The 15,355-nt window shown below is 36.3% G+C and carries 13 protein-coding genes and 2 pseudogenes; 1 reads left to right on the top strand and 14 read right to left on the bottom strand.

The window, feature by feature from the left end; genetic code table 11:
• Window positions 1-46: 46 nt before the first annotated feature.
• The 12 genes and pseudogenes from LDX58_RS02415 to LDX58_RS02365 form a co-directional block, all read right to left on the bottom strand.
• Window positions 47-313 carry a hypothetical protein gene (locus LDX58_RS02415; RefSeq protein ID WP_227935258.1) on the bottom strand — a complete coding sequence of 89 codons (267 nt, stop codon included), beginning with the start codon at window positions 311-313 and terminating at the stop codon, window positions 47-49.
• A gap of 43 nt (window positions 314-356) precedes the next feature.
• Window positions 357-1,427, bottom strand: a complete 1,071-nt coding sequence (locus LDX58_RS02410) for a TAXI family TRAP transporter solute-binding subunit (protein WP_227935257.1) — start codon at window positions 1,425-1,427, stop codon at window positions 357-359.
• A 19-nt stretch (window positions 1,428-1,446) separates the two neighbouring features.
• Window positions 1,447-3,414: a TRAP transporter permease gene (locus LDX58_RS02405; RefSeq protein WP_227935256.1), complete on the bottom strand. Its 1,968-nt coding sequence runs from the start codon at window positions 3,412-3,414 to the stop codon at window positions 1,447-1,449.
• A 398-nt stretch (window positions 3,415-3,812) separates the two neighbouring features.
• The gene (locus LDX58_RS02400; RefSeq protein ID WP_227935255.1) at window positions 3,813-4,586 is read right to left on the bottom strand and encodes a hypothetical protein; all 774 of its coding nucleotides are present in this window, start codon (window positions 4,584-4,586) and stop codon (window positions 3,813-3,815) included.
• A gap of 303 nt (window positions 4,587-4,889) precedes the next feature.
• A pseudogene (locus LDX58_RS26960) lies at window positions 4,890-5,179 on the bottom strand (IS4 family transposase); the annotation flags it as partial.
• Window positions 5,180-5,477: 298 nt separating this feature from the next.
• Window positions 5,478-5,654 (bottom strand): hypothetical protein, encoded by a 177-nt coding sequence (locus LDX58_RS02395; RefSeq protein WP_227935254.1) that lies wholly within the window; start codon window positions 5,652-5,654, stop codon window positions 5,478-5,480.
• A 270-nt stretch (window positions 5,655-5,924) separates the two neighbouring features.
• Window positions 5,925-6,449, bottom strand: a complete 525-nt coding sequence (locus LDX58_RS02390; protein WP_227935253.1) for a 3-phenylpropionate/cinnamic acid dioxygenase subunit beta — start codon at window positions 6,447-6,449, stop codon at window positions 5,925-5,927.
• On the bottom strand, window positions 6,446-7,798 hold the full coding sequence (locus tag LDX58_RS02385; protein ID WP_227935252.1) for an aromatic ring-hydroxylating oxygenase subunit alpha: 1,353 nt from the start codon (window positions 7,796-7,798) through the stop codon (window positions 6,446-6,448). The genes LDX58_RS02390 and LDX58_RS02385 overlap by 4 nt, the downstream gene beginning before the upstream one ends.
• 272 nt (window positions 7,799-8,070) lie before the next feature.
• Window positions 8,071-8,844: an IclR family transcriptional regulator gene (locus tag LDX58_RS02380; protein ID WP_227935251.1), complete on the bottom strand. Its 774-nt coding sequence runs from the start codon at window positions 8,842-8,844 to the stop codon at window positions 8,071-8,073.
• 148 nt (window positions 8,845-8,992) lie between these two features.
• Complete coding sequence (locus LDX58_RS02375; protein ID WP_227935250.1) at window positions 8,993-10,300, bottom strand: TRAP transporter large permease; 1,308 nt, start codon at window positions 10,298-10,300, stop codon at window positions 8,993-8,995.
• Complete coding sequence (locus LDX58_RS02370; protein WP_227935249.1) at window positions 10,290-10,862, bottom strand: TRAP transporter small permease; 573 nt, start codon at window positions 10,860-10,862, stop codon at window positions 10,290-10,292. Before LDX58_RS02370 ends, LDX58_RS02375 begins: the two co-directional genes overlap by 11 nt.
• 32 nt (window positions 10,863-10,894) lie before the next feature.
• A complete protein-coding gene (locus LDX58_RS02365) occupies window positions 10,895-11,995 on the bottom strand; it encodes a TRAP transporter substrate-binding protein (protein ID WP_227935248.1) in 1,101 nt (366 codons plus the stop codon).
• Window positions 11,996-12,587: 592 nt separating this feature from the next.
• On the opposite strand from LDX58_RS02365, the gene LDX58_RS02360 reads away from it, so the two are divergent.
• Entirely contained in the window at window positions 12,588-13,514 is a 927-nt protein-coding gene (locus LDX58_RS02360; protein ID WP_227935247.1) for a ketopantoate reductase family protein, read from the top strand.
• 24 nt (window positions 13,515-13,538) lie between these two features.
• On the opposite strand, the gene LDX58_RS02355 is transcribed toward LDX58_RS02360, so the two are convergent.
• Together LDX58_RS02355 and LDX58_RS02350 are read right to left on the bottom strand one after the other, a co-directional pair.
• Window positions 13,539-14,261, bottom strand: a complete 723-nt coding sequence (locus LDX58_RS02355) for an HAD family hydrolase (protein ID WP_227935246.1) — start codon at window positions 14,259-14,261, stop codon at window positions 13,539-13,541.
• 886 nt (window positions 14,262-15,147) lie between these two features.
• Window positions 15,148-15,342: pseudogene (locus LDX58_RS02350) on the bottom strand (5-methyltetrahydropteroyltriglutamate--homocysteine S-methyltransferase); the annotation flags it as partial.
• Window positions 15,343-15,355 lie beyond the last annotated feature (13 nt).

The following is a 15,355-nucleotide window of genomic DNA, read 5'->3' as shown; positions in this document are numbered from 1 at the left end:
TATCATTGTCACAAACCTAATATACTTTGTTTCATTTTGTTTAAGTTTAATACTTTAATACCTTCTCACGCATATCATCTACAACCTTATTAAGCTCGGATCGATCTTTTTCACCGTTTATTACTTCTTTTGTTATCTCTAATATTTCCTTTAAAAATTGCACGAACATATCGTCTTCTTGTTGAAACAATTCATTCCATAATTCATTTAACTCCTCTTTATATATGGAAGCATCCTCGTGATTATTTTCACGCTGTTCAATTACATCAATTAATTCAAATACATTTTTACTCCACACCTCAAAATCAAACATATTATCCTCCTCTTATATCTTCACTGTTTTTTTACTTGTTCTGTTACTCTATAGAATTCATCAGTTCTTGATGATATTCATCAGCTTCATCTGTCCAAATTCCAGCTTCCTTAAAATATTCTATAGCACCAGAATGATATGGAGCAGATGGTGCAGGATTAAACATTTTATCTGGAGTTAAGTCTTTATACCAACCAAATATTTTTGGTAACTCCTCATAATGTTCCCATAAAGCTTTTGTGATCTCATAAGCTTCCTCGTCAGAGACTTGATTAGAACTAACTAATGTAACACCAAACCTATATATAACTGTATCTTCTTTAATGATCCCACCCTTAACTACTACTGGTTCAAGAGAAGGGACAAATTTCTGCATGTCTTTTACAAGATCGTCCTTATATATATCTAATTCATCTGGACTGACATCTGCATAATTCAATGCTGTTATTCCAATAGCATTATCTAGTTCAAGAAAAGCCCCTTGAGTTGGGTTTCCTGTAAAAACTGCGTCAACCCTTCCTTCCCGCAAAGCGTCCAGACCAGCGTTGTTATCTGCAATCGTTACTAAAGTGACGTCATCGCTTGTTAGACCTACAGATGCTAATTGAGCTTTTAATAAATATTGTATTATCCATTCTCCGTTATAACCTGCTGCGACTCTTTTCCCTTTTAAGTCACTTAACTTTTCTATACCTGAGTTCTCTCTTACAGTGTAGCCACTCATATTGAGCATTCCGATTGAAGCAATCGTCCTAATGTTTTGATGACTTTCATTAAACATCCCTTCACCATTAACAGCCCAATAAACATTTGGTTCTTCGGATACTCCCAGGTTCACATGGCTCTCGTTAAGTAGAGGCAGCCATTGAGTTGCTCCTACATATGGACGGACTGTAACATTTACTGATGAATGATCACTAACGACGCTTGCAATGGCTGACCCTGCGCTATTAAAAAATAAACCAGAAGGATTGGTAGCAACACTTAGGTTAGAATTTTCTGTTTCACCAGTAGCTGAGTCAGACCCACCACATGCTGTCATTACGCCTGTTACAACAATTAAAAACATGATAGTGGTTAATTTTCTCTGAAGAGACCTTCTTTTTAAAAACATTTTTGGTCTACCTACTTTCTTAGCTTATTTGTACTTCTTTTTCTACAAGTAGAGCTTGTTTATACGTTTTTCTTCTTAGATACTCTAGTGTAAAGACAATACTTGCTATAACACATCCAGCTAGATCCCCCCCCCAACCCATTCCAAGAGTTCCAGGGATCAGAATTAACACTGCAGACAATATCAATAGTAATCGTTTTATCCAATTTAAATTTTCGAATAAAAACCCAGCTACAGCTACTGATAAACTACTTACAGCAAAAATCGCAAGTAAGATTGATAATAAAACACTGGTAATATTAGCGTCTTGAGAACTACTTAATAAAATACTGGAATTATATACAAAAACAAAGGGGATAATGTACCCGATAATTCCAAGCTTAGTAGCTTCAAACCCAATCTTATGTGGACTCTCTTTTGCGATAGGCGCTGCAGCAAAACAAGCTAACGCAATTGGTGGTGTAATATTAGACATCGTCGCAAAGAAAAATACAAAGAAATGAGCTGCTATTGCTTCAACACCTAATTCTACTAACGCTGGTACAACTAACACAGCTACAATAGCATAAGCAGCAACAGCTGGCATACCCATCCCCAATATAATACAAACAACCGCACTAGCAATTAACAAAACAAATAAGCCATGTTGACCAAAGCTCGTTATCACTTGCACAAGATTGAATCCAAGCCCCGTAATGGCAATTACACCAACTATTAAACCAGCAGCGGCTAGTATTACACCTATTTCTAACATCGTCTTTCCTGTATCTGTTAAAATACTAATCATTCTAGGTAAAAACTCTTGTCGAATTTGTTTTTGCAAACACAAAACGATAACGGCTATACCTGATGCGTATACTCCTGCTGTTGCCGGCGGAAGGCCTTGAGCAAACAAAAAGTAGACTAAAAAGAAAAAGATAGGCACGATCAACCAAGTCTTTTTTAAAACAGAAGCTTTATCTGGAAGATCTTTCTCTGGAACTTTTCTAATATTGTTCTGACCTGCTTTTAAATCTACTTGAATAAATAAGGAGAGATAATATAAAAAAGCAGGTACTATTGCAGCTATTACGATGACTTGATAGGACACTCCTAAGTTTTCAGCCATCATAAAAGCTGCAATTCCCATTATTGGAGGAGTAATCGTTCCTCCAGTAGAAGCTACGGATTCAATGGCCGCAGATTGGGAACTTGAATAACCACTTCGTTTCATTAATGGAATAGTCATACTACCCGTTAACAAGACATTTGCAACCGGATTTCCTGTAATACTCCCTACTGCACCTGATCCGACGACAGAGGCTTTTGCGGGACCTCCCCTAAAGCGCCCAAACATTCTAACAGCTAAATCGTTAAATATGTCTCCACCTTTTAAGTTTAATAATGTTTGACCAAAAAGGATAAAAGCAAAAGCCATAGTGGCCGCTAAATATAAGAGATCTAACAAACTATTCGCATCTAAATATAAATAGTTCAGCAACTGGTCATAAGACGTTCCTTGACCTTTAAATGCTCCCGGCATATAAGGAGCTACGAACCCATAGCTTAAAAATACCGCTACAATGATCACTAACGACAAACCAAACATTCTTCTTAAAGCTTCTAGAATCAAAAGAATGACTATGCCGCTAAAAAAAAGGCGAAGCGGAGTAATGACTCCAAATTGATAAAGGATGGCAGGATAAAAAATGACGATGTACAACCCACCACAAAATCCTAAAATAGACATACACCAGTCATACCATGGAATAACTGTTTTTGAAGAGCGTATCGTTGCTGGGACACCAATAAACACTGCCGAAAGTACTAATCCCATAAACCAAGCTGCATATTGTTGTTTCATGATCGAAATACCAAAATAATCAAAAAAAGACAATATGAATAAAATACCAGAAAGGGGGATTAGGACTAATAACAGGCCCCAGAGAAATGCCTGCCATCCCATAAATTTCCTGAATTTAGAGATTTCTTCGTTATTTTTCTCCACTTTATGACACTCCTTTCCTTTACTATAATTAGTCACCATTCCTTTATGAATGAATGTTGAAAGAGAGAAGAAATTTAGGACGGCAGACTAAGAGGGGAACCAAGTTAAGATACTATTTAAAACAGCTTGGTTTCATTCTAAAAACCCCCCCTAAAGTGACTGTCCTTGGAAACTCACTTTGAATGTAACCGCTTAAATATTATTGGTGCGTTTCTGGCTTGTCGATCTGTATGAATTGAATGATAGTCTTCTTTCCAAATTCAAGAGAAAACATATTTTATCTTTCCCCTAATCATCCTTCCTAATTTTCTTCTAGTTCCAACCATACCGTTAAATGAAATTTATTGGGATCTAAAATCAATCCCCAAGTATTTTCTCTTGTTTTGTTTTGTTTTCTTTTAAATAGTTGGAAATTGACCAACTGGCTTAGCGCCCAAAAGTTCTAGATCTCTAACAAGAATTTTAATCGTATTTTCTAACCGTTTACATTGTAATTCTAAAAGTTTGCGACGTTTCTTTGCGTCCCCACAATATTTCTTCATAATATCTTTTCCTACAGCAATATGTCTTGGTTCATCAGCTACCACACTCTTTTTAATATCTTTCAGCAATTCTTTTGGCAATAAACTATAGGTAATACTTTCATCAGGTTTTAAGGTTCCATAACCAAATAAATAAACTAAAATGGGCTCTCCTGTTAATTGTAGATTTACTGCAATTTCGGCAGGGTCATCATAATCATTTGTCAATTGGAACTGTTTGAGAACCTCAGGACTAACCTCGTAATCTTGTAATCTCGGGCTACCTCCATAATGCTTGCACCATTTCCCCCATGTACGTTGATGTTGCACTTCATCAATAATTTGTTGTGCAAGACGAATGCGGATTCCTAAATCTTCAGTTTTTTTTTCTAACATCACTAACTGTTTTGAAGGTGGATGTACACCATTATAAAATTCTCGCCACGCTAACCTTGCACAGAATTCAACCAAATTGTTTTGTCGTGTCTGTTCATCAAGCTCAACAGCCTCCCAATTCTCTTTAAGGAAAAAGTTTTCAGCAAACATTTCCGACTTCCCAATCATTTTTTCCACAAATTCAGCAGGTGTCCATTCCATTAATTCCTCATCTGATAACTCTTGGTACTTTGGTAATTCAACAGCAACAGCCATTACACAACACCCTTTCTTAGATTAGTTTCATTGTTTTTTTCTTTTTGGATGAAAGTTAGTATAACGATATAAAGCTACTAACTTCAAACCCCAAGACCGAAAACGCTTTCATTTTTTTCGGGACCAATACCACACCTTACAACGTTCTCTACTTACGGTTTTACCAATTTAAATGAGGTGGTTTTCACTATTACCACACTATTTAAATCTTCTCTATATTCTGACATTAACCTATCTAAAAGACAATAGATTTAAACACTCGAAAAATGCATAAGGGTATACTCTTTTTTTATACTTCCTTACTCAACTTTCGCAGAGTGACTTTGGCAAATTGCCTTGATATAACTAGGCAAATTGCCAAACCATGCTAGAGTTGACTTTTAATTAGTTTTTTGTTTTTTTTATTTGTCTTATTGATGGCATCTTCAAGAAGCTCGAACAATTGCTGTAATGCGACAGCCAGTCGAGTTCATTAATTCATCACAAAGGTTATAGAAAGGACCTCCGATTGTACGTTGACCCAAGACAGGACAACGTATCAGACAAATACAATGGTTGTAACGCCTCTGAAACTCTTTTTGAAGGCGTAATATCATATAGAGGCACCTATTCTGTTTGGTAGTGATTTCTCGACAATCTCACTATACCAAAGAACGAGTTTTTTTTTCATTTATTGAACACAGTGTCAAGGAACCTACTTAGCTGATAACAAAAGTAATAACGTCAATGACTGCACTTATTTTTCAGGTGCCAAAGTTGAGAAATTTATAGTTTCAGTTATTTATTTTAATGAAGAATGGGCATAATAGCATAACTATTTGAAAATAAATCGAAAACCCTTTACGACAGTTTGATAAGCTTTGATACAAAAAGGCTGGTTATTTCACCCATTCAGATGATCAGCCTAAGCTTTTTCAAAGTGGCCTTTTTCAGGAAAACGCTTTCACCCCCTTGTGTTGGGGCCTGACGAGATAATTCTTGGTATTTATCTGTTACTGGTTTTCTTCTTGACTGAAATGTTTGTAACGCTTCCGCAATAGAGTCAGCTTCACGTAAAGCTTCAACCAAAACTCCTGCATCCTGAATAGCATTATTTGCACCTTGACCTGTATGATGAGTCTTTTAGATTGTATAGTAACATCAAATGAAACTTGCTTTCTTCGCCATCCGCTAGCACGATAAACGGACTGTTTCCACCTAATTCAAGCGCCACAGAATCTTTAGACTCTAGGTTATAGCAAGCGCCTACAACAGATTTTGCGATGTTCTTTTTTTCAAAGAAAAACGTTCTTGTAAGCGGAAACACTCACGGGAATTTTACTTATTTTATTAAACTACTTACAAAAACATACTCATATTCATGGTCGTAATAACCGATTGGTCTGGAATGATGGTACGCGAAGCTACTTTCCATTCATCACCAATTTTTTTAACAATGTCATTTCGTTGCCCAAACATTTCTTCGATATCGCTAGTTGAACCTCTACTTCTCTTATATAAGAAATAACTCCGAACACAATACTCATTCACGCTATCACCTGGTTCAATCACCACGTTTGAAATAAAATGTCGTTGACGTGTTGCTGGATTCTCAACCCAAGCTGATTTCGTATAAAGTCTATTCACCCTAGTTCGAAGAGAGGCTTTCGTTTCTTCATAAAACGCAGAGTCCGTTGAAATGTTATCAATATTCACCCCTTCGACCGTTTCACGTAAAGGCATTTTATAATCTAGCTCATCTGCTAATAATTCTAGCCATTCCTTGTACATTCGATTATCTAGATAGTAGGCTTCTTGGTAAAGGAGATTCGTAATCTCGTCTTTCGTCTCAAGAGAAATTTGTGATTTCACTTCGTTACTCATTTGCTTTCCTCCTTTATAGAAGCGTTTTCTGTAATCAAATCTAGCCAATGTTCATGCATTCTTCTTGATAAAGCATCACAGTAGGTTGTTGGATACGCTACACCTGGCCCCGGAAATGTTTCATCTTGCTTATCATGACTAAATCCCATTAAGTAGTTGCTTACATTATTATAATTTAGCTCCTTATCGCGCATCATCGAGGCACCGCTCACTTCAACAATACGTGCCCAGGTTTCCGTATCATCTTGCTCGAGAGTTCCAGTTGGACCAAATGATCCAAGATAGCCTCTGTACGCATTTGCTTTGTATTCTTCTGGAGCTGCCTTATCAATCATAAACCAACACCAAACCTCTACTTTATCAGGGCCGATCGGCCTCCATACTCTAAAATTAAGATAATTGTGTAAATGTCCTTCCGTTCCATGAATAGGGCTCACAAATGAAAGATTCGGATAAACTCCTCCAACAAAGACGGTGACTCTTTCTAAAATATCAGCTTGTTCAGGTGTCAAATTACGCTGAAACATTGGCCACATTGATTGCGGCATTCCTTGGAATTCCGATCTTGAACGCCCTGTTTTTGATGTAATCACATTAATTCCATGCGCATTCTTCATGACAACTTGATGGCCATACCCTGCATAAAGAGGATCTTCTGGACTAATTCCCATTTCTACTGTAGATCGGTGAGTAGTCTGGACATGATAAGGATCTGCTGCAAAGTTTTCCGCTGTTGACTTCCAGTTCGCTTTTGCGACCCAACGTTGTGGAAGACCAATCACTTCCATCCCACCATCGCTTCTACCTAGCATCATATCAAAATACCATTTCATTTCCCCTAAGTAGTCTTCCAATGATTCTGCATTAGAATCTAAACAGCCAAAAATCATGCCACGGTAACTTTCTAGTCTCGGGATCTCACGTAGTCCCCATTCATCTTTACACATTTCTTCCCCATACACTTTGTTACCAGCAACAATCCCAACCAATTTCCCATCTAAATTATAGCTCCAACCATGATAAGGACATGTAAACGTTTTCTTTTTTCCACGATCAGCCGTACATAATTGGGTACCGCGGTGTGTACAAGAATTTAAATAAGCTTTTATTTGTTCCTTACTGTCTTTAACTAGTAAGATCGGATCATTTACCATCCATCTCGTTACATAGCTTCCTGCTTCTTTTAATTCGGTTTCATGACCTAAAAACTGCCAAGTCGTACCAAATACCTTCTCCTTTTCAAGTTCATATATATCTGGATCTGTAATAACCCATTGTGGAAATAAACCTTCTGCCATTTTCTCCTTTAATTGCCGAATGAGTTTTTCATCCAATTCTCTTTTAATCATTGAAGCATCCCCTCTCTTAAGAAAGCATTAATATAAAGCGCTTTCAATCCGCATTGCGAATCATCGATTTACATAATGAATTAACTGTCTTAAATTTACCCATTTTTTTCCGCTTTGTCAATATTAAATGAATATTGAAATAGATATTTATTGCCACAAAACAAATTAGACATACCTATCAACATCACAAAAAATCGAGGTGAATTTAACGATTCCACCTCGATTTCAATTCATTATATTTTAAGTAAATAGTCTTTAACTGATTACACGCATTAATATCGATAGCCCATCTGTATAGAGATTTCAAGAGCAGCTTTTTTTATACTATCAATTAACTGTTCTCGTCTTTCCCCTTCCATCTTAAAAGATGGGCCAGAAATTCCAATAGAAGCAATTGCCTTATTTTCATTTTGGAAAATAGGTGCTGCTATAGCCGTATAGCCAATAAAGGTTTCATCTTCATCAACAAAAACACAGTTCGATCTTATTTCTTTTAGCCGTTTCAGAAATACACGTTGATCGGTTACTGTTTTAGGTGTGTAAGGTTCAAGTGGAAATTCTTTCAGAAGCTTAATAATAAAGTCTTCATCCATAAAAGCAAGTAATACAATACCAAGAGCCCCGTTATGTAAGACCCTTCTTCGTCCAACAAAATTATTGGGTTGAAGTCCTTCATCACTATCGAGTCTTAAAACATATTGGATTGATTCAGATTGAGGTTGCGCCAAAATAACAGAATGACCTGTTTCTTCATGCAACTTAAGCATGATGGGTTCAGCTTCTCTACGAATATCTAGATTTTCTAACACGACTCCCCCATATTCTAGTAATCTTGATCCAAGTCGATATTCATTAGTCTTCTGATTATATTGTATAAGATGATTACGTTCTAAAGTCCAAAGTAAGCGATAGGTTGTCGTTTTAGCTAATTTTGTTTTTTTCATAATCTCATCAATAGACAATTCTGTTTTCTCAAAACTAAAACAATTTAATATTTGAATAGCTCTTTCTACTGATTGAATTGGTTCTAAATTCAGTTCTCTCATTTTCAACCCCAGTTTCTGTAAGCAATTGATAATCATATTTAAACATCAATCTACTTATTAATCAAATTAAAAACCCCCTTACTATATAACCTAAAGTCTTATCATTAGGTTGCTATATAATAAGGAGGGTTTTTAGTAGAAGCATTCATTAAGACCTAGTTAAACTCGGTAAATAAGTTACAATTTCTGGAAAGATGATTAAGAGGATCGTAAAAAAGACCATGACAACAACCATTGGTGCTACACCCCTAAATATTTTTTGAATAGGGACATCCTTAACGACTCCACTTATAATATAGACACTAAGACCAAGAGGCGGCGTTAGAACCCCAATGTTAATGACCATAACCAAAATAATCCCAAACCATAAGCCATCAAACCCTAATTGTGTAACCATTGGATAAACAATTGGTAGGGTTAATACCATAATAGCTATCCCTTCCATAAACATTCCTAGAATTAAATAAACGAATAAAATCAAAGCCAAAATGACAAATGGAGAAACATCAAGTGATCCAACAAAAGAGGTAAGTTTCATCGGGATCTGACTTAACGCTAGAAATCTACCGAAAATACTTGCACCAATTAAAATTAAAAAAATCATTACTGACAATCGAATGGTATCATCTAAGGACGATAGTAATTTAGACCATGTTAGTTTTCTCGTAATTAAAGTGACAAAAAAAGCCCCGATTGCCCCGATTCCTCCTGCTTCCGTTGGTGTGAACACACCTAAGTAAATCCCTCCAATACTCACCATAAAAATGAGTAAAAACGGCCAAATCGTAGCTAATGAACGAATTTTCTCATTAAATTTTGCCGATTCCAGTGCTCTTGGTGCAATATCCGGTTTTAAACGAACCTGTATATTAATTGTAATCATAAAAACGAGTGCTAATAATATACCTGGTACGATTCCCGCTATTAACAAAGGACCTATTGGTTCCTGTGTTAACGCTCCATATAAGATTAAAATAACACTAGGAGGAATCAGAATACCTAACGTACCACCTGCTGCTACAGCAGCGGTTGACAATGAGGATTTATATTTGTAATTATCCATTTCCGGGATGGCAATTCTGGCCATTGTTGCAGTAGTTGCATTAGTAGAACCTGAAATAGCTGCAAAAATAGAACTCGCACCAATCGTTGCAATCGCTAATCCCCCCCGTGTGTGGCCTAACCATTTATCCACTGCCTTAAAAAGGTCCTGACCTAACCCAGTGTTGGACATAAACATCCCCATTAATATAAATAACGGAATGACACTTAAACTATACGCATTCGCTGTTCCAAAAGCAGCTGTTCCTAACTGAGCTAGACCAACGCTCCAATCTGTTAATAATGAGACACCTAGAAACCCCACTAAAAAAAGCGAGAGCCCTACGGATACATTTAAAAGAATAAGCACTAATAAAAGAATAATGCCCAATCCTCCAACTACTTCAGGACTCATTCTTTTGCACCACCTTAGCTACAGATTTCCACATCGTTAGAACAATGGTCAGAGCGTAAAATAGTATACCAATCGCCGCCACAATGGCAAAAATACTCATTGGTATGCCTAAATCCCCACTTGTCTGATTTCCAAATCTCCTCGAGTACTCAAACAATTGCCAAGAAGTTAAACTAAGTAGCACTAACATAATGAGCGATGTCAATACATTTAGGATACTCTCAATTTTAATAGGTAATTTACTTGTTAGAAAATCAATGGAGATATGTTCCTTTTTTAGCTGAGTTTTACCTAAACTTAGGAAGATCACAACCACCATTGCCAAACCTGTTAATTCGTATGTCCCTGTAATAGGTTTGTAAAAGAAATACCTTCCTATTACATCACCTGTTGTAAGAAACATCATTAAGAAGAGAACAATCATTGAAACTTTATGTGTAATATTATTAAGAGAATCAACAAACATTTCAAATCTACTCGATTTATCTTCTAAAGAAGTCGAATTGTTGGGATCCTCAGATCCCAACAGTTCCTTTTGAACTTCCTTTGCGTTAGAGCTCATTTCCATCACCCCAAAAGGATTATCATTTGGTCTTAATTTTCTTGCATTAGTTTCAAAGCTTCATCTAAGATGGCTTGACCGTCAATCCCTTTTGATTCCATATTAGAAAGCCATTCCTCTGTTACACCTTGTGCAGCATCTTTAAATCTCTGTAATTCAGCTTCATCAAGCTCAGTAAACTCAATGCCCACTTCTTTTGCTTTATTCATAGCTTGCTCTCTTTGGTAATCAAATGCTTCTCCTGAAGTTCTAGCCATAGGCTCTCCGATCATCTCTGCAATAATGGCTTGATCTTCCGCTGGTATTTTACTCCAGCTATTTTTATTCATCGCTACATAGAATAACGCAGTGTTAAAGTTACCAATTGTTACATAGTCAACGACATCAAATAAATTAAAATCTGCTAGAGCTGCGACAGGAAGTACACCTCCGTCAATAACTCCTCTTTGCAGCGAATCATAAATTTCCGGTGCCGGCATTGAAACTGGCGTTGCTCCCCAAGACTCAATCATCTTACCGCCTTCAACTGAAGGTGTTCTTAATCTTAAACCTTTTAAATCTTCTAAACTCGTTACTTTTTTTCCTTTAGTAATAATCGCATAAGGGTCAGCTGCATGTACCCACATTAACTTTACGTCATCATATTCCGCTTCGATTTCAGGAAATTTATCATGTAATTTTTGGGCAATGACACTTAATTTAGCTGCATCTCCCTCTGCTAAGAATGGCAATTGCATCACGGAATGCACTTCCCATTTTCCAGCATTGTATCCTTGTAGTCCCCAACCAGAATCCATAATACCAGTAACTATATTATCAAACGTTTCAGCTGGAGAACCTAACGCTCCACCAGGGTATAGTTGAAAATTAAAACGCCCTTCTGTTGCCTCAGCTACTTCCTCACTAAATGGTCTCATTGACATAGAATCCTGCACATGATCTTGCGAATTCATATGCCCCATACTAAATGTTACGGATTCAGCAGATGGACTAGCTTCTGTAGTCTCAGTCGTTTCAGAACTACTCTCATCCCCACTTGGGTTTGATGAACTAGTTGAACCACATGCTGAAATGAGAAATAATACGAGAACTAGTAAACCGATATATGAAACCTTAAATGTAAACCCTTTCATATTTGAATACCCCCAAGATTTTTCTTTTGTAAATCAACTTAAAAACAAATTGAGTATTAATTGTTTCCTTTTCTGTTATACGACCTCCCTTTATAAAAACCCAATAAGTTATTTGGTAACTTTTTGAATTTTCCTTATTTTCTATTTTTGATTGTAATATGGATTTTTTAATCAAACAACATATATGTTCTTTTATGAGCAACAATATAATTTTTTTTGAAAATAAAAGAACTCCTTAATTTAAACTTACAAAATAGGATTTTCTTTGCTGTATATATTCTTCTTATACTTTTAAAACCCTTCTATTAGCGCTAAAATCAAGACCAAATGATACTAAGTTCCTCACAACAAATAACCCTTGATCTTTTTTAAGAGACAGGGGTTACCGTTTTATAGTGAACAAAGCAATTATTATCAGGAACTTTACAAAAGTAAGTAAATACCTCTAATATTCTTCTTGAATATTCCATTCACCACACTGTTAAAAACGAAGTTCTCAATGAATCTAAACTACAATCGATATCCTTTTGTAGGAGAAATAAATTTTTTGTTGAATTTAGTATTACTAGCTAATAGTTATGGAGGAAAAAACATGATTAACAAAGTTTCACTAATTGGACTCGGAGGAATCGGAGCTGCTTATGCCAGTAGATTACATACGATGGATCCACAATGCCTACAAGTCATTGCAAATGAGGAAAGAATTAACCGTTATAAAGAAAAAGGGATCTTCATTAATGGTGCACGGTATGATTTTAATTACATAACACCTGAAGAAAAAACTGAACCTGCAGATCTACTCTTGATCACGGTCAAGTATGAAGGTCTTGATCAAGCTCTAAAAGAGATTCGAAATCATGTCGGCCCAAATACGATCATCATGTCTTTAATGAACGGTATTGCGAGCGAAGAGATCATTGCTGATCAGCTTGGTAATGATCATCTCTTGCACGCTATGTGTGTAGCAATTGATGCCGTTCGAAAAAATACATTAATCAGGTTCTCAAACATTGGGAGAATTTGTTTTGGAGACACAAAGAATGCAAGCTTTTCTTCAGAAGTGAGCAGCGTCAAAGAATTATTTGATCGGGCAACGATTCCTTATGAAGTTCCAGACGACATCCTTCACGCTATGTGGTGGAAATTCATGATTAATGTAGGGGTCAATCAGACTTCTGCGATCTTACATGCACCTTATAAAGTATTTCAACAAATTTCAGAATCCCGTAATTTAATGATTTCTGCCATGCAAGAAGTCGTATCTCTTGCTCAAAAAAAGGGCATTCAATTATCGAACGATGATTTAAATAAATTCGAAAAGATCTTAATCGAAGACCTGTCTCCTGAAGGGAAAACGTCAATGCTTCAAGATATTGAAGCAGGTCGAAAAACGGAAGTGGATTATTTAGCTGGAACTGTTTGTAAGCTAGGTCAAGAACTCCAAGTTCCTACTCCCGTTAATGACATGTTTTTTCAATTCATTAAAGTGCTAGAAAAAAAGAATGCTCACTTTTGTTAAAGTGAGCATTCTTTTTAGAGGGTCTTACTTGCTAAATAACCCTTCTTGTTTAGTTAATTTACTATATAACTCTTCCAGTGTTCCATGATCATCAATCGAATAACGCGGTTCTCCACGGTCAATAACATGTCCCTCAACTAAAAAGGTTTTCATCCCGATGGAGCTTGCAACCATATCTTCTTGCTTATCGTTCCCGATCATGATGCAATCCTCAGGCGTTACCCCTAACTGCTTTGATATTTCATGATAATATTCTACATGTGGTTTCGTAAAAGTCATATTCTCATATACAGTGACGAGTTCAAATGGGACTTCAGCTATTTCTGCCCATTTCAATCGGTGATAAATCGCAGCCTTTGGAAAAACTGGATTTGTGGCCACCGCTAATTTATACCCTTGTTTTATCGCTTCTTCAACTACTTGTTTTGCCATTGAAGTTGGCTTCGTTAAATGAGAAAAAGTCGGAAAGGTTGATTCATAAAAGTCATCCAAGGTTGGCCAAATCTCCTCTTTTTTCAAAGATGTCATTGGTAAAAAGGTTTCTTCAAACACTTGCTCATTCCTTTTGGTAGAGTCCACATTCTTCATCATCGCATCCGTACTAGCCCAAAGTGCTTTAACAAAATAATTTGGGTCGATGATATGTGCCACTCTTGAAGCGAGCTCAGCTATGTAATTTTTGATGAATTGATCTGTATCCATCGGAAGTAAAGTTCCATCTAGATCAAATAATAATGCTTTTGCCAACGTAATCGCCTCACATTTTCAGGTTGTACTAAAACCAAATTATACCATACTAATAATCATCTTAAATTTGAGCTCAGTGCTTAAGTTCACGTTTCTTGTACAATTAAATTTATTCTCGTGCATAAGTTCGTGAATCTTGTGCAATTAATTTTATTCTCGTGGATAAGTTCGCGAATCTTGTGCAATTATTGAGCTCATCGTTTGACTAAACATATTTTTAATAATTTTGTCTGGTACTTTATATTGATTAATCAGTAGATCTAGACATTGTTGTCCGTCCTTCTCAGTTGGAAATGCATTCATGGTTACTTGTTTCCTTCTGGTGCTCGTTATACTTGCTGTATTTGTGCATTCTATTAGTTTACGATTTCATGAGATAATTTGCACGTGAAGATATAATTGAAATAACTTCCACCCCATTATGTGTAAACATTTCCGAACAGCCTGTTAAGACAAGTGTAAGGATAGCCTTACACTTGTCTTAACAGGCTATCTATTACGGACTTACTATAAAAAAACAGGGAATTATGCGTATCTCTTAATTTGAAATTATGAAAGTTTCACAGTTTCTATTAAATAAAAAGAATACGCTTATGCAAACACGCTCCTACAGACAAAAAGTCCCCACTAAACCAAGTGAGGATTCTCAACTTATAATGGTATCGGTTTAACCAACCCAGTGTTTTTGTTTTCGAACGAGCTGAAAATACAATTCTGGTTTGTCTTCCTCCATTGTAAAACTGCATCCTGTTCTTTTATGATTGCTTCAAACTCTCTCACTCATTAAAATTTCTCATAATTTACGAGTATACGCTGCAATGACCTCGTTTCGACCTTCTTCAAAAATTGATCTTTTGACATGTAATAAATGCCACCAACCGCGTCAGAATTCTTCGTCTGTTACGGCTTGTAATCCGATTTCCTTTGGCTTTTCCATAAGACTTACAATCTCTTCATCTTTAATGGAACGTAATTCACTTGCAGTAATCTTTCCATAATGTGCCTCTTTTAAACGCTCTGGTCTTAAGAAACTACCAACATGATCAGCTCGAAACGGTGCTTTTATTTGTACTTTTGTCATTGGGGAATCAAGT

This window comes from Alkalihalobacillus deserti (assembly GCF_020734105.1).
GTDB lineage: Bacteria > Bacillota > Bacilli > Bacillales > Bacillaceae_D > Halalkalibacter > Halalkalibacter deserti.
Note: the sequence above shows the minus strand (reverse complement) of the source record. Positions and strands in the feature narration are given on the sequence as shown.

Excerpts from the sequence above, each read along its gene's own strand:
- LDX58_RS02415 (WP_227935258.1), bottom strand. The coding sequence starts at position 313 with ATGTTTGATTTTGAGGTGTGGAGTAAAAATGTATTTGAATTAATTGAT.
- LDX58_RS02410 (WP_227935257.1), bottom strand. The coding sequence starts at position 1,427 with ATGTTTTTAAAAAGAAGGTCTCTTCAGAGAAAATTAACCACTATCATG.
- LDX58_RS02400 (WP_227935255.1), bottom strand. The coding sequence starts at position 4,586 with ATGGCTGTTGCTGTTGAATTACCAAAGTACCAAGAGTTATCAGATGAG.
- LDX58_RS02390 (WP_227935253.1), bottom strand. The coding sequence starts at position 6,449 with ATGAGTAACGAAGTGAAATCACAAATTTCTCTTGAGACGAAAGACGAG.
- LDX58_RS02385 (WP_227935252.1), bottom strand. The coding sequence starts at position 7,798 with ATGATTAAAAGAGAATTGGATGAAAAACTCATTCGGCAATTAAAGGAG.
- LDX58_RS02380 (WP_227935251.1), bottom strand. The coding sequence starts at position 8,844 with ATGAGAGAACTGAATTTAGAACCAATTCAATCAGTAGAAAGAGCTATT.
- LDX58_RS02375 (WP_227935250.1), bottom strand. The coding sequence starts at position 10,300 with ATGAGTCCTGAAGTAGTTGGAGGATTGGGCATTATTCTTTTATTAGTG.
- LDX58_RS02370 (WP_227935249.1), bottom strand. The coding sequence starts at position 10,862 with ATGAGCTCTAACGCAAAGGAAGTTCAAAAGGAACTGTTGGGATCTGAG.
- LDX58_RS02365 (WP_227935248.1), bottom strand. The coding sequence starts at position 11,995 with ATGAAAGGGTTTACATTTAAGGTTTCATATATCGGTTTACTAGTTCTC.
- LDX58_RS02360 (WP_227935247.1), top strand. The coding sequence starts at position 12,588 with ATGATTAACAAAGTTTCACTAATTGGACTCGGAGGAATCGGAGCTGCT.